Source organism: Maridesulfovibrio sp., from assembly GCF_963666665.1.
Taxonomy (GTDB): Bacteria; Desulfobacterota; Desulfovibrionia; order Desulfovibrionales; family Desulfovibrionaceae; genus Maridesulfovibrio.
This window is the reverse complement of the sequence record NZ_OY762999.1, coordinates 3613359-3637785: the sequence shown is the minus strand read 5'-3', so window position 1 is coordinate 3637785 and position 24427 is coordinate 3613359. Positions and strand designations below refer to the sequence as shown.

Below are 24427 nucleotides of genomic sequence, written 5' to 3'. Positions count from 1 at the left end.
GCGAAACCTAACAAAAGGTTTTGGGATTCTTAAACCATTTTGCAAAAGGGTTTAAGCCGCCGGAGGCAAGTATGTGTGGAATCGCTGGTTTTATTGATCTTAGCCGTTCATCTGATGCAACTCGTCTGGAACGCATTGCCCGTAAAATGGGCGACGCCCAGAACATGCGCGGTCCGGACGGTTCCGGTCAATGGTCCGACCCTGAATGGGGTGTAGGACTTGATCACCGCCGCCTTGCCATTATTGACCTGACCGAAGAAGGGGTGCAGCCCATGCATTCCAAATCTGGACGCTACGTCACGGTCTACAACGGCGAAATCTACAATTACCGCGATTTGCGTGCCGAACTTGAACAAGTGGAAGGTTTTCCGGGCTGGCGCGGCCATTCCGATACCGAAGTAATGCTTGAGGCTGTTGAGCAATGGGGCTTTGAAGAAGCCTTGAAACGTTTCAGCGGTATGTTTGCCATTGCCATCTGGGACCGCAAAGAACACTGCCTGCTGCTTGCCCGTGACCGCATGGGCGAAAAACCACTCTACTACTCACTGCAGGGCGGAAATTTCCTTTTCGGCTCGGAGCTGAAAGCGCTCATGGGCTACAAAAAATATTTCAACCGCGAAGTAGACCGCGACTCGCTGGCCGCTTATCTGCGCTATTGTTATGTTCCCGGGCCGCGCACTATTTTCAAAGACACCTTTTCTCTGATGCCCGGTACATGGACCTGTTTACGTCCAGACGGGGAACTTATGGAACCCCGGCCTTACTGGTCCCTACTGAACTGCGCCCGCGAAGCTGAAAACAAAATTTTCACCGCCCCGGACGAAACGATCGTCGATACACTTGAAGACCTGCTGCTCAAGATAATTGAACGGGAAATGATTTCAGACGTGCCGCTAGGAGCATTCCTTTCAGGCGGTGTGGACTCGTCACTTATCGTATCCCTGATGCAGCAATGCGCACTGGCTCCGGTTAAGACTTTCACCATAGGCTTTGATGATGAAGCATACAACGAAGCAAACGACGCCAAGGCCGTAGCCAAGCATATCGGCACCGAACACACTGAGCTGTACGTTTCACCACAGGACGCTCTGGACATCATTCCCCAGATTCCGCAAATCTGGGACCAACCTTTTTCAGATTCTTCACAGATTCCTACCCACCTTGTCTCGCGGATGACCCGTGAACACGTAACCGTGGCCCTTTCCGGCGATGGTGGTGATGAACTTTTTGCGGGCTACAACCGTCATTTCAAAGGCTGCTCACTGTGGCGCAAGCTGGCAAATATTCCCGCTCCCCTGCGTAAAATGGGTGCAAGGATGATTTCCAACATTTCCCCGCAAAGCTGGAACAAAGTATTCAAGATGTACGGTCCGTTTCTGCCGCCCGCCTTGCAGATGCGCCTTCCCGGCCAGAAACTGCACAAGCTTGCCGATGTTATGGGCGCTGCATCCGCATCTGAATACTACCGTGACCTGACCTCCATCTGGCTCAATCCCGAGGCCGTAGTTCGCAATGCAACAGAATTCCGGGGCCCTTTCCAGCAGCCCAACTTACAGCCCCCGCAGGATAATCTAACTGCGTGGATGCAATTCATGGATGCAGCCAACTACATGGTCGATGACATCCTGACCAAAGTTGACCGGGCAGCCATGGGCATCAGCCTTGAAACCCGCGCACCGTTCCTCGATCATGAAATCGTGGAGTTTTCCCAGCGTCTGCCCATGCACCTGCGTATCAACAACGGACAGGGCAAACATATTTTACGCGAAATTTTATACAAGTACGTGCCACAAGAAATGATCGAACGCCCGAAAATGGGCTTCGGCGTCCCCATAGACAGCTGGTTGCGCGGACCGTTGCGCGGTTGGGCTGAAGAATTACTGGCTCCCGACAGATTGGACCGGGAAGGATATTTCAATACAAGTCAAGTGCGCCTTGCTTGGAATGAACACCTAACCGGCATTAAAGACAACCAGTACAAAATCTGGAGTGTGCTCATGTTTCAGAGTTGGTACGAGCATTGGGAGATTGGGCAGTGAAGATTGCTGTCATCGGCGGATACGGTCCGTCATTGATCAACTTTCGTGGCTCCATGTTGTGCGCCATGAAAGCTGCAGGGCACGAAGTCTATGGCATTGCACCTATGGACTCTCCCGAAGTGCCAGAAAAACTGGCTGCCATGGGAATTAAATATATTGAAGTTCCCATCCAACGCAAGGGCATGAATCCCATAAAAGATTTGACTGCTCTACTCTCTCTGATCAGAATCTTAAAAAAGATCAAACCGGACGCAATCCTTTCTTATACAATCAAGCCGGTAATATACGGTTCCGTTGCAGCAAAACTGGCCGGAATTAAAAATATTTACTCCATGATCACCGGGCTTGGTTATGCCTTCGGGCAGACTTCCGGCAAACGGGGACTACTCTTCAAACTGGTCAAAAACATGTATCGCGCCGGGCTGGCTTGTAACGACACCGTCATGTTCCAGAACCCGGATGACCGGGATTTGTTCAAAAAATTTAGCATCATCCCGCAAAGCAAGCCGACAGTCGTCACCAACGGTTCCGGCGTAGACTTAGAACACTATACCAGTTCGCTAGTTCCTGCCGGTAGTCCCGTATTTCTTTGCGTCTCCCGTTTGCTAAAAGAAAAAGGCGTGCGTGAATTCGGAGAATCTTCCCTGCTGCTCAAAAAGAAATACCCGCAGTGCCAATTCAGACTGGTAGGCCCACATGACCACGGCCCGGATTCAATCAGTGACGATTTAATCACAAAATGGCAGGATAGCGGAGTTGAGTGTGCAGGTCCGGTTGACGATGTGCGTGCGGAACTAAAGAATTGTTCTGTCTACGTACTGCCATCCTATCGCGAAGGAACTCCACGCTCGGTACTGGAAGCCATGGCTACAGGGCGGCCCATCGTGACCACCGATACCACCGGATGCCGGGAGACTGTGCGCGAAGGACAAAACGGTTTCATGGTCCCGGTCAAAGATATCTCCGCACTGGAAAAGGCCATGGAAAAATTCATTCTCCAGCCTGAACTTTTGCAAAAAATGGGTGATGCTTCGCTGGAATATGTTGCTGAAAAATTCGATGTTAACAAGGTCAATGCGACCATTCTGAAAGCCATGAGACTTTAATTATGACCGTGAAAAGATGTTTTGACCTTGTTGTATCCATCAGCGCACTGATCATTTTTTTTCCCGTATTGCTCGGAGTAGCCATTGCCATTCATAAAAAAATGGGCGGTGGTATATTCTTTATCCAACGCAGACCTGGACTGCGCGGCAAGCCTTTTAATATTATTAAATTTAAGACCATGACCGATGCCAGAGACGAACTCGGCAATCTACTCCCTGACTCAGAAAGGCTAAGCAGGTTCGGAAAAATTCTACGTTCCTCATCCCTTGACGAACTGCCGGAACTGGTCAATGTCATTTTTGGAGACATGTCTCTGGTGGGTCCGCGCCCCTTACTCATGCAATACCTCGAACGCTACAGCCCGGAACAGGCTCGCCGCCATGACGTACTGCCCGGTATCACCGGATGGGCACAGGTCAACGGACGCAACGCAATTTCATGGGAAGACAAATTTAAGCTTGATGTCTGGTATGTGGATAACCATAACCTGCTGCTGGATGTTAAAATTCTTTACCTTACTGTTGCCCGAGTTTTCAAACGTGAAGGAATCTCCCAACCAGGGCAGGCCACTGCTCAAGAATTTATGGGTAGTAAAGAAGGAAAAATAAGATGAAAAAAATCATCGTAATGGGAGCTGGGGGCCATGGACAGGTAGTTGCCGATGCTCTTTTACAAATGCAGGAAGCTGAACCTGTTGCTTTCGTGGATGAAAACCATGAAATACACGGTAAAAACATTATGGGCATTCCTGTTGCCGGGGGCAATACCGCAATTTGTCAGCTTGAACATGACGGTATCGTTATCGCCGTTGGCAACAATAGCCTCCGCAAGCGCATTTTCAATGACCTAATCGAATCCGGGGAACATCTTTTCTCAGTAATCCATCCCTCAGCCATAATCGCACCCAATGTTGAAATTGGCGACGGTTGCATGATTATGGCAGGGGCGGTCATCAACACTGGTGCCAGAATTAAGGATAACACCATAATAAACACCAACTCAACAGTTGAACATCATAACGAAATCGGCCCCCATGCGCATATTGCGCCCGGCTCAACTTTAGGCGGTGAAGTCCTTGTCGGAGAAGAGGCGATGGTCGGCATTGGAGCCACCGTTTTGCCCCGGATAAAAATCGGCAATAGAGCCATTCTTGGTGGCGGTTCAACAGCGATTAAAAATATTCCGAGCGGATCTACGGCAGCAGGAATACCTGCCAGCATTAAATCCTGACCTCGCGCTCATTGCTATAAAAACAATCATTACAACCGCTTTTGTATGAATTAGTTCAGAACTGTACTAAAATCTCAAAATATAATATCAGACCCGTTGTTGCTAATAATACAAGCCTTAAAGGAAATCCTGCAAGTGTCCGCAAACAAAAATAACCGAATCTATCTTTCCCCTCCGCATATGGGAGGCAATGAACAGGAATATGTCCGTCAGGCTTTTGAAAGCAATTTCATTGCTCCTTTGGGCCCTATGGTTAACGGATTCGAACAGGATTTCTCAAAGCTTACCGGCTTTGCTCACTGTGCTGCTCTTTCCAGCGGAACTGCGGCTCTGCACCTTGCCCTGCGCATAATCGGTGTCGAACCGGGAGATGTGGTAATCGCATCCTCGCTCACCTTTATCGGCAGCGTCAGCGCTGTAACATTTCTTGGCGCCGAACCGGTATTCATCGACAGCGACTACAAATCATGGAACATGGACCCGGACCTGCTGGCCGAAGCCATAGACCACTATATTTCTATTGGGCGCAAACCCAAAGCGGTTGTTCCCACGGACCTTTACGGACAGTGTGCTGATTATGACCGTATACTTGAAATTCTCAAACCGCACGGAATCCCCTTAATTGTTGACTCTGCTGAATCCGTAGGCGCCACATACAAAGGACGTCATGCAGGCAAAGGGGCGCTTATGGCTGCCTATTCATTTAACGGCAACAAAATAATCACCACCTCCGGCGGCGGGCTTCTGGCCTCTGATAACGAAGACATGATCAGCAGGGCCCGCTGGCTCTCCCAGCAGGCCAAGGAACCGGAACCGTATTATGAGCACAAGGAAATCGGCTACAACTATCGCATGTCCAACCTTGTGGCAGCTGTAGGCCGAGGACAGGTTGAAGTCATCCCCGACAGAGTTAAGCGCAAAAGAGAAATTTTTGATTATTACGAGCAGGAGCTCGGCGCATGCCCCGGCATATCTTTTATGCCTGAAGCAGATTATGGAAAGTGTAACCGCTGGCTTTCTGTGATGTTGGTAGATAAGGAAAAATTCGGAGCTTCACCGGATGAAATCCGGATTGCACTGGAAGAAAAAAACATCGAATCCCGTCCAGTCTGGAAACCCATGCATCAGCAGCCTGTGTTCAAAGATAATATGGTTTTCGGAGGAAAGGTCAGTGACGACCTTTTTGCACGCGGACTATGCCTGCCCTCCGGCACAGCCATGGCAGCTGAAGATATGAAAAGAATTGTAGACCTGATTAAAAGCTGCGGAAAATAGGATATGATCAACAACCTGCGCAACGCAAATTTCTACCTTATGGTCCTGCTGGATCTACTCATCTTCGCCGGGGCTTTCTATGGAGCATACCTGTTCCGTTTTGATTTCAGCCTACCCGAATTTGCGTCCGTCCAATGTATTGAACTGCTAAAATACACTATTATTATCAAATTTTCAGTTTTCCTCGGGCTGGGACTTTATCGCGGTATGTGGCGCTATACCAGCCTGAGAGATCTCTGGCATATACTTGAAGCCACCTTCCTGCAGTCTCTGATTCTGGTTACTGTAGTTCTTTATAAATTCGGCTTCGGTGGTTTTTCCCGCGGGGTATTCATCATCGACTGGATGCTGACCGTATTCATGTGCGGCGGTATTCGGATTATGATCCGTTCCTTTTACGCCTTCAAGGACGGGAATTCTATTCAATTTTCACCGGAAGCATGTCCTGTTGACGGCAACAATGCCTTGATTATCGGAGCTGGGCGGGCTGGAGAAAAAGTTGTCCGTGAAATCAGAAGCAGCGGGCAACTTAAATATTTACCCGTAGGCTTTCTTGATAATGACAAAAGCAAACGGGGAAGAACAATCCATGGTGTTCCCGTACTCGGCCCTCTCTCTGATATACAAGAATTAGTTAAAAACAAGTGTGTTAATGAAATACTCATCGCCGTAGCTGAAGCTTCGGGAGCACAGATGCGCGAAATCATCGACGCTTGTAAAGAAACCGGACTGCCATATAAAATACTGCCCGGAATGGATGAAATCATCAACGGTAAGGTTGGGATCAAGGCATTACGAGATGTCAGCTATCAGGATTTGCTGGGCCGTGCACCAGTCCAGCTGGATACAACTGCCATCAGCGACTATCTCTCCGGAAAAATTGTACTGGTGACCGGATGCGGAGGTTCCATCGGTTCCGAACTGGTCCGGCAGGTAGTTCGCTTCAATCCGGTAAAAATCATCCTTGTAGACGCCAGTGAAGCCAACCTTTACGGCATTCAGATGGAATTGCACCATGAGTTAAAATACCATGATTATGTCACCGTTCTAGGTTGTGTACAGGATGTACAGCTCATGGATGAAACATTCGGTAAATACAAACCGCATACCGTATTCCACGCCGCAGCTTACAAGCACGTTCCCATGATGGAACGCAACCCCTGGCAGGCTGTGCACAACAACATCTGTGGAACCAAGAATGTTATGACCGCTGCGGATAAGCACGGAGTTTCCCGTTTTGTCACTGTATCCACAGATAAAGCCGTGCGCCCCACCAACATCATGGGCGCCTCAAAACGCGTCACCGAACTGCTCATGAGGCTGTTCCATAATTCCGAAACAACTTTCATGGCAGTACGTTTCGGAAACGTGGTCGGCTCGTCTGGGTCTGTTGTTCCCCTGTTCCGACGCCAGATCGAAAAAGGCGGTCCGGTCACCGTCACCCATAAAGACGTGACGCGCTACTTCATGTCCATATCCGAGGCTGCCCAGCTCATCCTGCAAGCCGGGGTAATGGCTGACGGCGGTGAAATTTTCATCCTCGAAATGGGTGAACCCGTTAAAATCGCCGACATGGCCCGCGACTTGATCAGACTCTCCGGCAAGGAACCGGACAAAGATATCGAAATAATCTTCACCGGTTTACGCGAAGGTGAAAAACTCTATGAAGAGCTCATCACCGAAGGGGAAGGCATAGTCCGCACCGAACATGACAAAATCATGGTTCTCAAAGGAATTGAAAACGACCTCGACGCCTACTGCACCCAATTCAAAAAACAACTTGCTGAAATGAAAGATGCGGCTGACAAATTTCATGCGGACGGAGTCAGAGCTAAGCTGCATGACGTGGTCCCTGAGTTTGATGAGGAAGGGTAAAAAAAACTTCTCAACAAAAACTCTACCCCCCTCAATGGATATTATCATTATTAGGCACCTTCCGGTTTGACAGTTTGTTCAGAATAACCTAACAAACTCACATCATGCTCAAAGAATTATTCACATCCAAGACCAGAATAAAACTACTTCTGAAGCTTTTTCTTAACCCTGATGTTTCTTCATACCTCAGGGAACTAGCTGCAGAATTCGATGTTTCACCAAACGCCATGAAAGAAGAATTGGATGGCTTGAGTGAGGCAGGATACCTGAACAAAAAAAAGGAAGGGCGTTACATTTTCTACAACGCCAATTCCTCTCACCCCTTTTTTCCCGAAATCAGTTCCATTGTCCGTAAATACATCGGAATCGACCAGATCCTCGAATACATCCTATCCACCATCGGTGATGTGGACTCTGTCTACATTCTTGATGATTATGCCAAGGGAATAGATTCAGGAATAATTGACGTTCTCATCATAGGCGATGAAACTAACTCTGAACGTATCGGCGACCTTTGCACAAAAGCCGAAGAGGCTATCAAACGCAAAATAAGACTTATGGTCCTCAATACTGAAGAATTTGACAAAACAAGTGAAATTTATTTGAGGCGACCCAATTGGAAGGTTGTCTAATCAATATAAAAACGCATTAAGCATGGAGAAATAATCTCATGGGTATACCTTTTATCGATCTTAAAAAACAGTTTTCTCTTATTGAAGAGCAGGTTCGTTCCAATATGGATGCGGTACTCAATCACGGTGCCTACATCATGGGTCCTGAAATAACAGCCCTTGAAGAGCGTCTTGCCGAATACTGCGGCACCAAGCACGCCCTGGGCTGCGCATCCGGAACTGATGCTCTGACCCTTGCTCTCATGGCACTAGACATTAAGCCCGGAGATGCGGTTTTCACCACTCCGTTTACCTTTTTCGCTACCGCTGAAGCTGTCGCTGTTTTAGGTGCAGTTCCGGTCTACGTGGATATTGACCCAGTGACCTTCAACATTGATCCTGATAAACTCGAAAAGACCATAGAAGCACTTAAGGGTGCTGATAACGGTATGCCCCTGCCTAAGGTAGAAGGCCTTACCCCCAAAGGAATCATCACCGTAGATATCTTCGGCCAGCCCGCAGACTACGATTCAATCAAGGCTATTGCCGACAAACACGACCTGTTCATCATTGAAGATGCTGCACAGGGCTTCGGCGGTGAATATAAAGGCAAGCGCGCCTGTTCCCTCGGCGATATTACCTGCACCTCTTTCTTCCCTGCAAAGCCCCTTGGCTGCTACGGCGATGGCGGCATGTGCTTCACCGACGACGACGATCTGATCGAACGTTTGCGTTCCCACCGCGTGCATGGACAGGGTCCTGACAAATACGACAACGTGCGCCTCGGTATCAATGGCCGACTCGACACCCTGCAGGCAGCTATCTTGCAGGCAAAATTTGACATTTTCCCCAAAGAAGTAGATCTGCGCGACAAAGTTGCAGACACCTATGCGGAACTCCTCGCTGACGCTGAAGGACTGACTGTCCCCAGCGTTCCCGAAGGGTACCGTTCCGTATGGGCTCAGTACTGCCCGCTGGCCAAAGATGGCGACCACCGCGATCGTATTCAGGCTGCACTGAAAGAAAAAGGCGTACCTTCCCCCATCTACTATCCCATCCCTCTGCACCTGCAGACCGCATTTAAGGATCTCGGATACAAAGAAGGAGACTGCCCGATCAGTGAAGACGCAGCGAAACGCATTTTCGCAATTCCCATGCATCCCTACCTTGAAAGGGAACAGCAGGAACTGATCGCTGACGCAATCAAAAACGCATAAGGGAGATTCCCATGAGCGAGCTTAAAGTTGCTGTAGTCGGTTCCGGTTACTGGGGCAAAAACCTTGTCCGTAACTATGACCGTACCGGTGCGCTGAAAATGATCTGCGACACTAACGCAGAAACACTGGCCAGCTTCAAGGAGCAATACCCTGAAGTTGAAACTGTGCTTTCCTATGCAGATGTGCTTTCCAACGACGAAATCGGCGGAATCATCATCGCTACCCCAGCGGAAACCCACTTCAACCTTGCCAAGGAAGCCCTGCTTTCCGGCAAGCATGTTTATGTGGAAAAACCGCTGGTGCTTGATGAAAAAGAAGCTGAAGATCTGATCAAGATAGCCAAGGATAAAGACCTTATCCTCATGGTAGGTCATTTGCTGCAGTACCACCCCATCTTCGTGAAATTGCGCGAACTGGTGGAATCCGGCGAACTAGGCCGCATCAACTACATATACTCCAACAGGCTGAACCTAGGTAAAATTCGCCGCGAAGAAAACATCCTCTGGTCATTCGCACCCCATGACATTTCCATGATTCTCTCCCTTACCGGAGAAGAGCCTGAAAAAGTCATTGCCACAGGCGGAAACTACTTGCATCAGCACATTGCTGACGTCACCACGACCCACCTTGAGTTCCCCAGTGGAACCAAGGCTCACATTTTTGTTTCCTGGCTGCACCCCTTCAAAGAACAGAAGCTGGTTGTGGTCGGTGATGAAAAGATGGCGGTGTTTGACGACACCCAGCCTTGGGAAGACAAGCTCCTGCTCTACCCCCACAAAGTGGAATGGGAAAACAACATTCCCGTACCCAATAAAGCAGACGCTGAACGGGTTGAAGTCCCTCAGGATGAGCCCCTGTTCCTCGAATGCAAACATTTCCTCGATTGCATTGAATCAAAAGTTCTCCCCAGAACCGATGCAGAGGAAGGATTGAGAGTCCTTAAAGTACTCAATGCTGCTCAGAAATCCATGAACAACAAGGGCTGCGAAGTCCTGATGGATTGTGAAGATAAAGCAGCTTCTGCGCAGGTACACGAGACCGCTGTGGTTGATGCTGGCGCGGTTATCGGTGCAGGAACCAAAATCTGGCATTTCTCCCATGTGATGAAGAACACCACCATCGGTGAGAACTGCAACCTAGGTCAGAACGTTGTTGCAGGACCGGATGTAACCATCGGCAACGGCTGCAAAATCCAGAATAACGTTTCCGTCTACAAGGGCGTAACCCTTGAAGATGACGTATTCTGCGGACCTTCCATGGTCTTCACCAACGTGTTCAACCCCCGCGCTCATGTGAACCGCATGAATGAAGTGCGCGAAACCCTGATTAAAAAGGGTGCCTCCCTTGGTGCAAACAGCACCATCGTCTGCGGCAACACTGTAGGCAGCTATGCCTTCATCGGAGCTGGAGCGGTTGTGACCAGAGATGTACCTGATTACGCACTCATGGTCGGCACCCCCGCCAAAAGAATCGGCTGGGTTTGCGAATGCGGTGAAATACTTCCGCAATCCCTTGAATGCGTAAGTTGTAATAATAAATACGAAGAAGAAGGCTCAAACAGCCTGACTCTTAAGAAATAAAGAGCTGACAGAATGGGCAAAACCCTCCTGAATATCATCACTGACCCCCTTTCACACCTTGAAGAAAAGGGGGAGATAACCTCTCGCTATTACAATCCGGGGGAGGTCTTCGATGATGTACACATCCTGATGACCAACGGAGACAAGCCCAATGCTGAAGCTCTGCAGAAAATGGCCGGGAAGGCAAGATTGCACTTCCACAACCTTCCGGCCGACAAAACACTGCTACTTAAATCCCTCTTCTGGCGGCCCGCCCTGCTCAAAGGGTGGGCTGCCGAAGGGGTTAAGCTCGCGAAAGAAATAAAACCGGACCTTATTCGCAGCTACGGCAACTACATTAACGGCTTTGTTGCCTCTGAAATCAAAAAAGAATTGGGAATTCCCTATGTGGTTTCCCTGCATACTCATCCGGATGAAAACCGCCGTGATATCAGCTTCGGCTGGAAAAATTTCCTTTACTACCACTTCTCTGCAGCAGTGGAGAACGTGACTCTGAAAAACGCCGATTCCGTAGTAGTCGTTTACCGCTCTATTCTTTCTTACGTAGAAAAAAGAAAGACCGGCAAAATCAGAACCATATACAATGCGGTAAACCCTGACAAAATCATAGCCAAAGAGAGTTATGATGCTGACGGACCTCTAAAAATTTTCTCTGTTGGACGGCTCATTCCCGGTAAAAACCCAGACAAACTCATCGAAGCCGCCATAAAAACCGGTGCCCGGCTTACTGTTGTGGGAGACGGCCCATTACGCACCGGACTGATGGAGCAGGCAAAGGGAATTGAAGGCCCCGGTCAGGTTGATTTCATCAGACGCATGGCTAATGACGAAGTCTGTGAGCAAAGCAGCTCATACGATGTTTTTGCCATTCACAGCGACTACGATGGAATACCGAAAACCATACTCGAAGCTTCCTTGAGCGGCTTACCAATCATTGTAAACAAACGGGACAACAAAAATCAGGTCCCGGAATTCGAAGACGGCTGGATGGAGCTTGTTGAAAATTCCGCATCAGGATATTCCGATGCACTGCAGAGAATGGCTGCTACCGACCACCGTGAACAAATGGGTAGAAAAGCCCGGGAATATGCTGAAAGCCATTGGCATCCCCAGCAGACAGAAGCCCGCTATGCGGACCTTTACAGAGAATTTTTATAAACTCAGCGTAGCAAGATGAAAAAATCAATCCTGTTCATAACATACGATTTTCCACCGATCCTCTCGCCGGAATCCATTCAGGTCCAGCGACGCGCCCTGACTCTGGCCCAGAACGGGCACCGGGTTCATGTGCTGACCTGCTGTGATAATCCCGACTTTGAATTTCTGGACCAGAAACTGCTCCGAGATCATGAAAATCTAACCATTCACCGAGTGAACAGACTTCCCGGTGAAAAATGGCTGCATTACCTTTGCGGCGGACTGGAAATTACCGACCGCAAATTCTGGTGGAAATTTCCTGCAGCCAAAGCAGCTATCAAGCTGATCAAAGAATTTCAGATTGATGGTCTATATACCCACTCAACCCCGCTGGTGAACCACCTTGCCGGGCTGGCTGTAAAGGAAACCGACCGCAACCTGCATTGGACCGCTCACTTTTCCGATCCGTGGACCCTGAATCCGTACCTTTCATACCGCACAGGAATCCAACGCAAGATTAACGAATTATACGAAAAAACAGTGATATCAAGAGCGGACACAATCACTGTAACCTCAGAAAAGACCAAAGATCTATTCGTAAAAGGACTTAATGCTGACATCAACAAGATCAAAGTCCTGCCTCATGTATTTGATCCGGACCTATACTCACGCCGACAAACAGAACCATCCAAGAAGATCATTGCCCATACAGGTAATATCTACGGCTTACGTTCAGCTGCGCCGCTCATTGATGCTGTTCACAAAGTCAAGCCACAAAATCTCGAATTTCACTTCTACGGACGGATGAAGGAAGAAGAGCGTCAGTTGGCAGAAAAAAAATGCCCGGAGCTGATCAGATTCTTTGATCCGGTTCCCTATCTGGATTCAATAGAAATCCTTTCCGAAGCGGATATCCTGCTGGTCATCGATGCCCCGCTTAAGGATTCCCCGTTCTTTCCTTCCAAGCTCGCCGACTACATCGGTGCGGGCAAACCCGTGGTGGCCCTGAGCCCTCTCTCATCCACCACCACCCAAATAGTGCGTGACATCCAGAAAGAGCTGCTGGTGGCTGACAGTGCCGATGTTCCTTCTATTGCCGCACTTGTGCGCAGACTGGATTCAACTGATCTGGCTGAATTGCACAAAGAAGGAAAAGACCACTACGACATGAACAACAGCTACGAAAACATTCGTGAGGCCCTTTTTGATGAATAATGCCAAAGTACTTGTAACCGGCGGCGCCGGTGCCATCGGACTGAATCTTATTGAAAGACTGCTTAAAGCCGGAGCCGGATCGGTGATGGTTCTTGATGACCTGTCCTCTGGATATAAGAATTACCTTCCGGAAGATGAGCGGATCACTTTCATTAAAGCCGATATCGGGCAGATCGACTCCTACCGCGAGCAAATGGATGCGTTCAAGCCAAACTATGTTTTCCATCTGGCAGCTCATTTCGCCAACCAGAACTCCGTTGATCATCCTTTCAAGGATGTGCAGGCCAACATCATCGGCACCATGAACCTGCTTGAGATCTGCAAAGAAAATACAGAGCTTAAGAAATTTGTCTACACTTCTTCTTCATGCGTTTACGGCAACGCTGCCATGATGAACGAGAGAGACTATATTTATCCCCACGAAACCCCGTATGCCATCAACAAATATACAGCTGAACTGTATGTGAAATACTACGCTTCCATGTTTAAAATCCCGGCGGTTTCTATCAGGGTTTTCAATACCTACGGCCCTTATGAACCGCACGGTGCATACCGCAATGTCATCCCCAACTTTATTGTACGTGCCATCAAGGGCGACCCGCTTTTCATCACCGGCGACGGCACCGAGACCCGCGATTTCACTTTTGTGGGTAACACCGCCCAGTTATTGACTCTCGCCGCCCTTTCCGAAGTAAAAGATGGTGATATCTTCAACGGCGGCACCGGAAAACCGACCCAGATCATTGATCTTGCCAAAATGATCATTGAATACACCGGCTCATCCTCTAAAATCGTATTCAAAGAGAGACGTAACTGGGATGCGGTAAAAGACCGCCTTTCCGACATTTCCAAATCATGGAAAGTGCTCGGTTACGAACCGGAAGTTCCTCTTGAGGTAGGTCTGAAAAAGACTGTGGACTGGTACATGAATGACTATGAGATTGAAGATTAAGGAAAGGATTTAACCTCTATCATGATCAAAAAGATCTCCGGACTCTTAAATACAACCCAGAAACAAAGTATTTTCGGGTTAGTCGTGCTGTCCATCCTTATCTCTGGAATCGAGACTGTAGGCATTTCGGCTATTTTACCATTTATTTCCGTTGCAAGTGACTTTTCGCTGGTTACGAATAATAAGTATTACAATTTTGCCTACAGCCTGCTCGGATTCAGTGATGTTCAATCATTTGTCGTGACCTTCGGATTCGTGCTCATTGGCTTTTATGTATCCAGAGGTATATTCAATCTCTGTTACATGTATTTAATTCAGAAATATTCACAGGGAATTTTTCTTTCTCTGGCCACTAGAATATTCTCCAACTACGTTCATATCAAATATCAAGATATGACCACCCGGAACAGTTCCGATCTCTCGAAAAAACTCATTACCGAGACAACTAACGCAGCCATGTTTTTTTATTCCTTGCTACTGTTAATCTCGGAGCTTTTCGTTTCTTCCTTTCTTTATACCGCCCTTCTGGTGGTCAATTGGAAGGTTACACTGATCCTAACTGGATTTCTCGGCTTGATGGTCTTATTACTTGTCAACGTCATTTCCCGATTGATTAAAAAGGAAGGGCTCAAACGTAATCACTTTCAGGAAATATATTATCGTACGATAAGCGAAACACTGAACAACCTTAAATTTATCAAACTAATGGCTGGCGAAGAAACAGCGGTCAAAGCCCTGTACAAATCCGGACAGGGATACGTTAACGCCATGGTTATGAACAACACATATAACACCGTGCCGCGACTTTCGCTGGAGAGTATCGGTTTCTCCCTGCTCATCGCTGCACTTATATACGCACTTATGCATGGTCACAATGTGACAACTATCATCCCGATTGTTTCACTATTTGCATTGGCCATGTACCGCATGCTGCCCTCAGTAAACAGAATATTAAGTAGTTACAATAACATGCTCTACTACACCAAGAGCATCGAACTTCTCCATGATGATCTAAACATTGAGACCCACAAACTGGGCAATGCCCCACTTGAATTTAATGAACAGATCGATATTAGGAAAATGAGCTTTGGTTACACTGAAGATCTGGTGCTGGAAAACATTTCCATGAATATTAAAAAGGGCGAAAAAATTGCCCTGATCGGAGAGAGCGGAGCGGGGAAAAGTACCCTTGCGGACATTATAATTGGAATGTACACCTCCTTCTCCGGTAAGATCACCGTTGACGGCAAAATACTTACCGAAAAAAACATGCTCACATGGCGTGAAAAAATTGGCTATATTCCGCAATCAATATACCTTTTCGACTCAACAGTGGCCGAAAATGTCACTTTTGGGCGAAAACGGGATGAACAGCAAATAAAAAAGGCTCTAGATAAAGCTGAACTAACCCCTTTCCTTGAACAGAATGAAGGGATTGAAACACCGGTAGGTGAAGACGGTTCTCAACTGTCCGGGGGACAGAAGCAGCGAATAGCCATTGCCAGAGCGTTGTACGGTAATCCGGACCTTCTGGTTCTTGATGAAGCAACCTCGGCTCTGGACAGCCAGACTGAAAAACGGATTATGGATCACATTTTTAAAGTCAGCGAAGGCAAGACACTGATTATTATCGCGCACAGACTCTCAACCATTGAGCAGTGCGACAAAGTATACAGAATTGAAGACAAAGGCATCCGCCTTATTGAAGATAAAAACACCCTCAAGGGTTAAGAGGAGAATATAATGTTTAACGGAAAAAGTATTCTGATCACCGGCGGAACAGGCTCTTTCGGGCATAAATGTGTTAAAATGATCTTGGAAAAATACTCTCCCAAAAGATTAATCATATACAGCCGTGACGAATTCAAACAGTACGAAATGTCGCGTAAATTCTCCGACACAGAATTTCCCTGCATGCGTTACTTCATCGGCGACGTCCGTGATAAAGAAAGGCTCTACCGTGCTTTCAGAGGAGTAGACTACGTAATCCATGCAGCTGCCATGAAACAGGTTCCCGCTTCTGAGTACAATCCCTTTGAAGCAATTAAGACCAACATCATCGGTGCCCAGAATATCATCAACACCGCCATTGATCTGGGTGTAGAAAAAGTGGTTGCCTTGAGCACAGACAAGGCAGTAAGCCCGGTCAACCTATACGGTGCCACCAAACTTTGCTCCGACAAACTTTTTGTGGCCGGCAACCTCTATGCTGCATCGGGAGATACTAAATTCAGTGTTGTCCGCTACGGTAACGTTGTGGGAAGCCGAGGCAGTGTCATTCCCCTTTTTCAGAAACAGAAAGAAACCGGGATCCTGACCATCACTGATCCGCGCATGACCAGATTCTGGACCACTCTCGAAGACGCAGTCCAATTTGTTCTGGACGGTTTTGAAAAAATGGTCGGCGGTGAAATTTTCGTCCAGAAAATTCCTAGTATGAAAATTACCGATCTGGCTAAAGCCATGGGCCCGGACTGCGAACAGAAGATCATCGGCATCCGCCCCGGCGAAAAACTGCATGAAATGATGATTTCTGTAGATGATGCCCGCAACACTGCTGAATTTGATGAATACTACGTAATCAAGCCCGACTCCCAGTTCATGGCTAAACATGCTGAAATGATCGGTGGCGCACCTGTTGCTGAAGGATTTGAATACACATCCGACAGCAACGTGGACTGGGTTGATGAGGAAGGTCTCATCAAAATGGTTTCAACCCTGAAAATCGACAAGTAGGCATCCTCAGATGGGCATATCCAAGAATATTCCTTACGGTCGACAGTCAATAGACGAACAGGACCTCAAGGCCGTCACAGACGCCCTGACTTCCGGCTGGTTGACCACCGGACCAAAAGTTGCGGAATTCGAACAAGCTGTGGCGGAGATATCCGGTGTAGCCCATGGCGTTGCAGTTAACAGCGGAACAGCTGCTCTGCACGCCGCAATGTATGCTTTTGACGTTAAAGAAGGCGACGAGGTCATTGTTCCGCCAATGACCTTTGCCGCTTCTGCCAACTGCGTAGCATACATGAAGGCAATTCCGGTTTTTGCCGACGTTGACCCGAAAACATTGCTTATTGATCCTGCTGAAGTGGAGAAAAAGATTACTCCCAAAACCAAGGGAATCATTGCCGTCGATTATACTGGCCAGCCCTGCGACTATGAAGCTCTGCGCAAGATCGCTGACAAACACGGCCTTTTCCTTGCCGCAGATGGCTGCCACTCCATCGGCGGCAGCCTTAACGGGAAAAAAGTCGGATCTCTGGCAGACATAACCCTGTACAGCTTTCATCCGGTCAAGCACATGACCACCGGAGAAGGCGGTATGGCTGTGACTGACAATGCCGAATACGACAAACGCATGCGCATTTTCAGAAACCACGGTATTACCGCTGATTTCAGACAACGAGACGGTTGGTTCTACGAAATGCAGGACCTCGGCTTCAACTACCGAATCACCGATTTTCAGTGTGCGCTCGGCTTAAGCCAGCTCTCCAGACTCCCAGAGTGGATTAAGAGAAGACGCGAAATTGCAGCAATGTATGACGAAAAATTTGCTGCTATGGATGGACTGACTCCGCTTGGTAAGCTGGAAGGGTCCGAACATGCCTACCATCTTTACGTGATCAATCTGGAAGGAAAAAACCGCAGCGAAAAACGAAAAGAAGTTTTCGACTACCTGCGCGCACACGGTCTTGGTGTGCAGGTTCATTACATCCCGGTTCATCTGCATCCATACTACAAAGACAACTTCGGCACCCATGAAGGTATGTGCCCGGTTGCCGAAGAAGCATATGATGGTTTGATTTCCCTGCCTATGTTCCCATTGATGGAAGATGAAGATGTAAATCATGTTGTGGTAACTGTTAAAGCAGCCTTGGCAGAAGTGAGCGATAAGTAGATGCCCGAGATAGATATGTCCCGGCTAGTGTTGGGAACAGCCCAGCTCGGCATGAGCTACGGCATAGCCAATCAAGCCGGGCAACCGGATCAACAACTTGCCGACGAAATTGTAGCTGCGTCATGGGAAAACGGAGGTCGTGAATTCGATACCGCCCAAGCTTATGGCGAAAGCGAGAACGTCCTCGGAAAAAGCCTGCGTAATCTGGACCTTGAGAACAAGGCCAAAATTATCAGCAAACCACACCCACAACTTGATCTGCTACACCCCGGAAGCATGGGAAAAGCAATCCGCAAGTCGCTGGACAATCTGGGCATTGAAAAATTCTACGGCTACATGATCCACAAAGAAGATTTCCTGCCTATGTGGGACAAGGGAATCAAAGAGCAGACCAAGGAAATACGTAAGCAGGGACTGGCGGATAAAATCGGCATTTCGGTTTATACACCGGAAATGGCCGTCCGCGCCGTTGAGACAGACGGAATTGACCTTATTCAACTGCCCTCAAATCTTTTTGACCGCCGTTTTGAAGACTCCGGTGTCTTTGAGAAAGCAATTGAGTCCGGCAAGACCATTTACGTGCGCAGCGTTTTCTTGCAAGGGCTGATGTTCATGGATTCCACAAATCTCCCGGAACACATGAAATTCGCAGCTCCTTTCATTAAAAGATTGAATGCGTTAGTTAAAGCATCCGGTCTTTCCATTCAAAATCTGGCCTTGGGATATGCAGCAAAGGCTTATCCACAAGCAAAGATTCTGGTGGGAGCCGAACTGCCGGAGCAGATGCTGGAAAACATCGAATCATTCAGCTGCAAACTGCCCAATGGTCTTGTCGAGGAAGTCAAAACAATTTTTAACAAGGTACCGGAGAAATTACTTAATCCGGTATTGTGGAAATAGCCATGGACGGCTTGGATAAACCTGAAAATCTGATTGTAAACGGTAAAAATGTTTACTTGCGCCCGATCAGCTTGGACGATGTCTCGGAGAGCTACGTCAACTGGATGAATGATCCGCAGATTAATCAATATCTGGAATCACGGTTTACCACCCAGACTTTGAATTCGGTAAAAGACTTCGTAAAAGCGATGATTGAGTCCCCGGACAATATCCTTTTTGCCATCTGCGAAAAGGACAGTGGCCGCCATGTGGGTAATATAAAAATGGGGCCTCTGAACACCGCACACTCCCATGCCGAGATAGGACTACTGATTGGAGAAAAGGAATGCTGGGGTAAAGGATACGGTTCCGAGGCCATCGGGCTGGTGATCGAGTACGCTTTTAAGACCCTGAATATCCACCGCTTAACAGCCGGGGCCTATGCAAACAACATCGGCTCTGTAAAAGCCTTTGAAAAAAACGGTTTTACCGTCGAAGGCATATATAAAAAACATTTCTTACATAACGGCGTTTTCATTGACGCCACAAGAATGGGTATTATCAACCCGGACTATAGACATGAACAGTAAATTTTCTAAATCACTCTCAGCTCAGGAAGAAGCCAAAAAACGCATTCCCGGAATGTGCCAACTGCTTTCCAAACGCCCGGATATGTTTTCCCAAGGCGTCTGGCCTGCATATTACAGCAAGGCTTCCGGTTCCAAAGTTTGGGACCTCGACGGCAACGAATACACCGACATGAGCATCTCCGGCATCGGGGCCTGCGTTCTCGGCTACAATGATCCCGATGTTGACGGGGCGGTAATCAATGCTATCAAAAACGGTGTTGCATCTTCTCTTAACTGCTATGAAGAGATAGAGTTGGCCGAACTGTTCTGCGAAATCCACCCTTGGGCGGATATGGTCCGTTACGCTCGCACAGGCGGTGAATCCATGACTGTTGCAGTGCGAATCGCAAGAGCTGCGACAGGACGCGATAAGATTGCCTTCTGCGGCTACCACGGCTGGCATGACTGGTATCTGGCTGCAAACGTCGGAACCGACAATGCCTTGGGCGAACACCTTATCCCCGGCCTTGAGCCTGCAGGTGTGCCCAGTCAGCTTTCTGGAACAGCACTGCCCTTCGGCTACAACAAGCCAGAAGAACTTGAAAAGATCTTAGCTGAAAACAAAGGCGAAATTGCCGCAATCGTCATGGAACCCATCCGCAACATCGACCCGGAACCGGGTTTCCTTGAAAAAGTAAAGCAGATGGCCCACGAAGCAGGTGCTGTTCTCGTTTATGATGAAATTTCAGCAGGCTTCAGAATTTGTGTTGGCGGTAGCCACCTTAAACTCGGCTGTGAACCGGATATCGCTGTTTTCTCTAAAGCCATTGGTAACGGCTACCCCATCGGGGTGATCATGGGACGTCAGTCCGTAATGGAAGCTGCGCAGAAAACCTTTATCAGCAGCACCAACTGGACAGAAAGGTCCGGCCCCACGGCTGCGCTGGCAACCATTAAAAAATATCGGGACAACAATGTCCATGAACACCTGCTATCCATGGGTAAAGCAGTTCAGCAAGGCTGGGAAAAGGCAGCAGAAAATCAGGGCCTCAAGGTTCACTCAGGAGGAATCTATCCTCTGAGCCACTTTGCATTTGAAATGGATGAACCGCTCGCACTCAAGGCTCTTTTTGTCCAGTTCATGCGTGATCGCGGTTTTCTGGCCTCCAATATATACTACCCCATGTTTGCCCACACAGAAGATGACGTAGAGCGTTATCTGGCTGCAACAGAAGAATGCTTCGGACTGATCGCTGAAGCCATCAAAGCCGGTAAGGTCCATGATCTCATGGAAGGAAAGGCTTCCGGTTCCGGCTTCAAAAGAATCACATAGGACTGCGGCAATGAAAGTTACAGCTATTATTCAAGCCCGCATGACTTCATCGCGTTTGCCGGGAAAAATCCTGATGGAGGTTCTCGGCAAACCTCTTCTGCAACTCATGATTGAAAGAGTGCAGCAAGCCAAGAGCATCGATTCCGTTGTGCTGGCAACAACAACCAATAAAGAGGACGATCCCACAGTAAAGCTGGGAGAATCTCTTGGCATAGAGGTTTTCAGGGGCTCTGAAGACGATGTACTTGATCGGTTCTACAATGCTGCGGATAAATTCGGTGGCGAGCACATAATGCGTCTCACCGGGGACTGCCCACTGATCGACCCGGAGTTTCTGGATAAGCTGGCCTCCTTCTATTTTGAAGGTGGATATGATTACGCAGCAAACTGCGTTGACCCAACCCTCCCAGACGGTCTTGATGCTGAAATCATCAGCATGGAATCGTTGGTGGAAACTCACCAAAAGGCAACCCGTGATCCCCATAGAGAACACGTAACTCTTTATGTGCGCGATAACGCTGAGGACTTCAAAATAGGCTCATGGAAACATGATACGGACTACTCTCAGCTGCGCTGGACCGTTGATAGCCGGGAAGATTTCGAGTTGGTCAAAGATATTATTGAAGGTGTGGCACCGGAAAAACAGAATTTCAGGATGAAGGACATCATTGAATTTCTGAAAACACATCCCGAAATAGCCGAAATCAACTCTCACATAAAACGCAACGAAGGGCTTGATAAGTCACTGGCCGAAGAGGCTGAAAATGAACATGAAAAGTCTTCTGACCAAGGGTAAGACCCTCATCATAAGAGCTGACGCCAATTCCAGAATTGGAATTGGACATGTTATGCGGTGCATAGCCCTAGCCCAAGAATGGACAAAAAGGAACGGACAGACTGTTCTTGTTGGCAATATAACAGCTGAGGCTATGCGCGTCACCCTCAAACGTTTCGAAATCAGCCATGTACCCTTGGAGCAATCTTATCCTAACTCCGCTGAGGACATGAAAATTCTGCTCGCCGAAGCCCACAAGGCTTCAGCGGGCAGCTGGATTGCTTTAGACGGATATTTTTTAGACACAGCGTACCAGAAAGCAATCAGATCAGAATTTAAAAATACACTTGTGGTAGATGACTATCACCACCTTTATAGCTATGAATGCTCTGTACTGCTTAATCAAAATCTTGATGCAGAAAACATCTCCTACCGAATAAACAGTGACGCCACAATTCTGGCCGGCGCAAAATATGCGATGCTCAGGAATGAATTCAGAACCGCCCGTGCAACAACTAGAAAACGGAACAGTAAAGGCAAAACCAAAATCTTGCTCAGCATGGGTGGAGCTGACCCGCACAATACTTCACTGAAAGTTCTTGAAGCATTAGTTCCTCTTTCAGATCAAATCAGCTGCACACTGGTTGTCGGACCTGCAAATCCCTACATGGATCAACTCGATAATTTTCGCCAAAGATCAAACATGGATCTGGAGATACTTACCAACGTGGAAAAAATGTCCGATTTGATCGCCGGACATGATCTGCTTCTGGGCGCAGGCGGGTCATCATGCTGGGAATCCTGCTGTATCGGAACGCCGCTGGCTATAATTACCACTGCTGAAAACCAGCTTGAAATTGCCCGGGCACTCGACAGAAAAGGAGCAGCTCTTTATTTGGGAGATGCCGCAACCATCGAGAACAACGAAATCTTAACTGCCATCCAAGAATTAATTTCCAACCGAACTCTCCTCGACTCACTGGCGGAGAAAGCGGCTGAAACTATTGATGGGAAAGGGGTTTCCAAAATTGTGGATACTCTTATGGGCATTGAATAGGGTTGCTTTCAGTGAAAAATTACGAAAAAAAAATACTATTCCTCGGCTATAACGAGGAGGTAACTTCCCTCATCAAAATACTCAAAGAGTATGGCTGTCATGTGGAGCAACGATCAGAAAAGCTTGAATGGGATAATGATTTCAACGAATTCGACCTGATCGTTTCATTTGGCTATCGCCACATCATCCCCGGAAGATTTCTGGAACGCCACCAAGGCAAGGTAATCAACCTCCATATTTCATACCTACCCTATAACAAAGGTGCGCACCCGAATTTCTGGGCTTTCTACGATGGGACACCCCACGGTGTGACCATACATTTCATTGATGAAGGACTGGATACAGGAGACATCCTCTTTCAGAAAGAGATTAGTTTTAAGAACACCAACACATTTGCACAAACATATTCAATTCTTATATCTGAAATTGAACATTTGTTCGTCGAAAATATTGAGAAAATACTTAACAGGGATTTCAAACCGGAAAAGCAGCAAGGAAAAGGCACTTGCCACAAATCCTCCGACTTGCCATACTTCCCCGGCGGCTGGGATGCGGAGATAATTCCGACCATTTCTGCCCTCAAAAAACAAACAACGTAAAAGAAATAAAACAGGACCACCATGTCGGAAATGCTAATTAACAGTCGCCCAGTAGGTGACGGTCATCCTGCATATATAATCGCTGAAATGTCAGCAAACCATAATCAGAGCTTTGACGCTGCTGTTGAATTGATTCATATAGCTAAGGACTGTGGTGTTGATGCTATTAAAATTCAAACTTACACTCCGGACACCATCACCCTTAACTGTGACAATGAACATTTTAAAATAGGTAAAGGAACTGTCTGGGAGGGCAAGACCTTATATTCCCTTTACGGGGAAGCATACACACCATGGGAATGGCAGCCGAAGCTGAAAGAAATAGCCAATGATTTAGGTTTGGATCTGTTTTCAACTCCATTTGATTTTACTGCTGTGGACTTTCTGGAAGATATGGATGTTCCGGTGCACAAAATCGCTTCTTTTGAACTTGTGGATATCCCACTGATCAAAAAAGTAGCTGCAACAAGAAAACCGGTCATCATGTCCACAGGCATGGGAACTCTTTCTGAAATAGATGAGGCTGTAACAGCATTCAAAGAGGCAGGCGGCAAGGATCTGATCCTCTTGAAATGCACCAGCGCCTACCCTGCCCCCCCTGAATCAATGAATCTCAGGACAATAATAAATATGCGCGAGACCTTTGGTGTCCCATGCGGGCTTTCCGACCATTCTCTCGGCATAGAAATCCCCATTGCAGCAGTTGCACTGGGGGCTTGTGTTATTGAAAAACATTTCACCAAATCGCGTGCGGATGGCGGCCCGGACAGCTCCTTCTCCCTTGAAGCCCATGAACTTAAGGAAATGGTGAAGGCAGTACGAAATGCTGAGAAAGCTCTCGGCAAAGTACAGTATGCAATTACTGAAAAAGAACAGGCCGGAAGAATCTTTCGGAAATCAATTTTCGTAAGTGAAGACATTCCAGCCGGAGCAACTTTTACAAAGGAAAACGTAAGATGCGTTCGTCCCGGAAACGGAATGCATACCCGCCACTACGAAGAAATTTTAGGCAAAAAATCAACCGAAGAGATTAAAGCCGGAACCCCGCTGGGCTGGCAGCATATTTCTTAGCGATT

22 protein-coding genes are annotated in these 24427 nt (G+C 47.8%); all 22 read left to right on the top strand.

Translation table 11 applies throughout. The annotated features are described in order from the left end of the window. Positions 1 to 71: 71 nt before the first annotated feature. The 22 genes from asnB to pseI all read left to right on the top strand — a co-directional run bounded on the left by asnB (position 72) and on the right by pseI (position 24422). Positions 72 to 2039 carry an asparagine synthase (glutamine-hydrolyzing) gene (gene asnB / locus ACKU40_RS16710; RefSeq protein ID WP_320173922.1) on the top strand — a complete coding sequence of 656 codons (1968 nt, stop codon included), beginning with the start codon at positions 72 to 74 and terminating at the stop codon, positions 2037 to 2039. Continuing rightward, positions 2036 to 3145, top strand: a complete 1110-nt coding sequence (locus ACKU40_RS16705) for a glycosyltransferase family 4 protein (protein WP_320173921.1) — start codon at positions 2036 to 2038, stop codon at positions 3143 to 3145. Before asnB ends, ACKU40_RS16705 begins: the two co-directional genes overlap by 4 nt. Before the next feature lie 2 nt (positions 3146 to 3147). Continuing rightward, a complete protein-coding gene (locus ACKU40_RS16700) occupies positions 3148 to 3759 on the top strand; it encodes a sugar transferase (RefSeq protein WP_320173920.1) in 612 nt (203 codons plus the stop codon). Beyond that, a complete protein-coding gene (locus tag ACKU40_RS16695; RefSeq protein ID WP_320173919.1) occupies positions 3756 to 4376 on the top strand; it encodes an acetyltransferase in 621 nt (206 codons plus the stop codon). The genes ACKU40_RS16700 and ACKU40_RS16695 overlap by 4 nt, the downstream gene beginning before the upstream one ends. A gap of 135 nt (positions 4377 to 4511) precedes the next feature. Further along, positions 4512 to 5651 carry an aminotransferase class I/II-fold pyridoxal phosphate-dependent enzyme gene (locus ACKU40_RS16690; protein ID WP_320173918.1) on the top strand — a complete coding sequence of 380 codons (1140 nt, stop codon included), beginning with the start codon at positions 4512 to 4514 and terminating at the stop codon, positions 5649 to 5651. Between the two features lie 3 nt (positions 5652 to 5654). Continuing rightward, positions 5655 to 7526: a nucleoside-diphosphate sugar epimerase/dehydratase gene (locus ACKU40_RS16685; protein WP_320173917.1), complete on the top strand. Its 1872-nt coding sequence runs from the start codon at positions 5655 to 5657 to the stop codon at positions 7524 to 7526. Positions 7527 to 7630: 104 nt separating this feature from the next. Continuing rightward, a complete protein-coding gene (locus ACKU40_RS16680; RefSeq protein ID WP_320173916.1) occupies positions 7631 to 8158 on the top strand; it encodes a helix-turn-helix domain-containing protein in 528 nt (175 codons plus the stop codon). A gap of 38 nt (positions 8159 to 8196) precedes the next feature. Further along, positions 8197 to 9354 (top strand): DegT/DnrJ/EryC1/StrS family aminotransferase, encoded by a 1158-nt coding sequence (locus ACKU40_RS16675; RefSeq protein ID WP_320173915.1) that lies wholly within the window; start codon positions 8197 to 8199, stop codon positions 9352 to 9354. Positions 9355 to 9365: 11 nt separating this feature from the next. Next, positions 9366 to 10934: a Gfo/Idh/MocA family oxidoreductase gene (locus ACKU40_RS16670; protein ID WP_320173914.1), complete on the top strand. Its 1569-nt coding sequence runs from the start codon at positions 9366 to 9368 to the stop codon at positions 10932 to 10934. Between the two features lie 12 nt (positions 10935 to 10946). Further along, positions 10947 to 12092, top strand: coding sequence for a glycosyltransferase (locus ACKU40_RS16665; RefSeq protein ID WP_320173913.1), 1146 nt, complete (start codon positions 10947 to 10949; stop codon positions 12090 to 12092). Between the two features lie 15 nt (positions 12093 to 12107). Then, positions 12108 to 13286: a glycosyltransferase family 4 protein gene (locus ACKU40_RS16660; protein WP_320173912.1), complete on the top strand. Its 1179-nt coding sequence runs from the start codon at positions 12108 to 12110 to the stop codon at positions 13284 to 13286. After that, positions 13279 to 14238 carry an NAD-dependent epimerase/dehydratase family protein gene (locus ACKU40_RS16655; RefSeq protein ID WP_320173911.1) on the top strand — a complete coding sequence of 320 codons (960 nt, stop codon included), beginning with the start codon at positions 13279 to 13281 and terminating at the stop codon, positions 14236 to 14238. Before ACKU40_RS16660 ends, ACKU40_RS16655 begins: the two co-directional genes overlap by 8 nt. Before the next feature lie 21 nt (positions 14239 to 14259). Continuing rightward, positions 14260 to 15969, top strand: a complete 1710-nt coding sequence (locus ACKU40_RS16650; protein WP_320173910.1) for an ABC transporter ATP-binding protein — start codon at positions 14260 to 14262, stop codon at positions 15967 to 15969. Positions 15970 to 15981: 12 nt separating this feature from the next. Continuing rightward, on the top strand, positions 15982 to 16974 hold the full coding sequence (gene pseB / locus ACKU40_RS16645; protein ID WP_320173909.1) for a UDP-N-acetylglucosamine 4,6-dehydratase (inverting): 993 nt from the start codon (positions 15982 to 15984) through the stop codon (positions 16972 to 16974). Between the two features lie 10 nt (positions 16975 to 16984). Next, positions 16985 to 18139, top strand: a complete 1155-nt coding sequence (pseC, locus tag ACKU40_RS16640) for a UDP-4-amino-4,6-dideoxy-N-acetyl-beta-L-altrosamine transaminase (RefSeq protein WP_320173908.1) — start codon at positions 16985 to 16987, stop codon at positions 18137 to 18139. 15 nt (positions 18140 to 18154) lie between these two features. Next, the gene (locus ACKU40_RS16635) at positions 18155 to 19039 is read left to right on the top strand and encodes an aldo/keto reductase (RefSeq protein WP_320173907.1); all 885 of its coding nucleotides are present in this window, start codon (positions 18155 to 18157) and stop codon (positions 19037 to 19039) included. Between the two features lie 2 nt (positions 19040 to 19041). Then, complete coding sequence (locus tag ACKU40_RS16630; protein WP_320173906.1) at positions 19042 to 19608, top strand: GNAT family protein; 567 nt, start codon at positions 19042 to 19044, stop codon at positions 19606 to 19608. Next, the gene (locus tag ACKU40_RS16625; RefSeq protein WP_320173905.1) at positions 19598 to 20920 is read left to right on the top strand and encodes an aminotransferase class III-fold pyridoxal phosphate-dependent enzyme; all 1323 of its coding nucleotides are present in this window, start codon (positions 19598 to 19600) and stop codon (positions 20918 to 20920) included. Before ACKU40_RS16630 ends, ACKU40_RS16625 begins: the two co-directional genes overlap by 11 nt. 10 nt (positions 20921 to 20930) lie before the next feature. Next, positions 20931 to 21716 carry a glycosyltransferase family protein gene (locus tag ACKU40_RS16620; RefSeq protein WP_320173904.1) on the top strand — a complete coding sequence of 262 codons (786 nt, stop codon included), beginning with the start codon at positions 20931 to 20933 and terminating at the stop codon, positions 21714 to 21716. Next, positions 21685 to 22752 (top strand): UDP-2,4-diacetamido-2,4,6-trideoxy-beta-L-altropyranose hydrolase, encoded by a 1068-nt coding sequence (gene pseG / locus ACKU40_RS16615; RefSeq protein ID WP_320173903.1) that lies wholly within the window; start codon positions 21685 to 21687, stop codon positions 22750 to 22752. Before ACKU40_RS16620 ends, pseG begins: the two co-directional genes overlap by 32 nt. Positions 22753 to 22763: 11 nt before the next feature. Next, positions 22764 to 23351, top strand: coding sequence for a formyltransferase family protein (locus tag ACKU40_RS16610; protein WP_320173902.1), 588 nt, complete (start codon positions 22764 to 22766; stop codon positions 23349 to 23351). Positions 23352 to 23372: 21 nt separating this feature from the next. Beyond that, on the top strand, positions 23373 to 24422 hold the full coding sequence (gene pseI / locus ACKU40_RS16605; RefSeq protein WP_320173901.1) for a pseudaminic acid synthase: 1050 nt from the start codon (positions 23373 to 23375) through the stop codon (positions 24420 to 24422). The last annotated feature ends 5 nt before the right edge of the window (positions 24423 to 24427 follow it).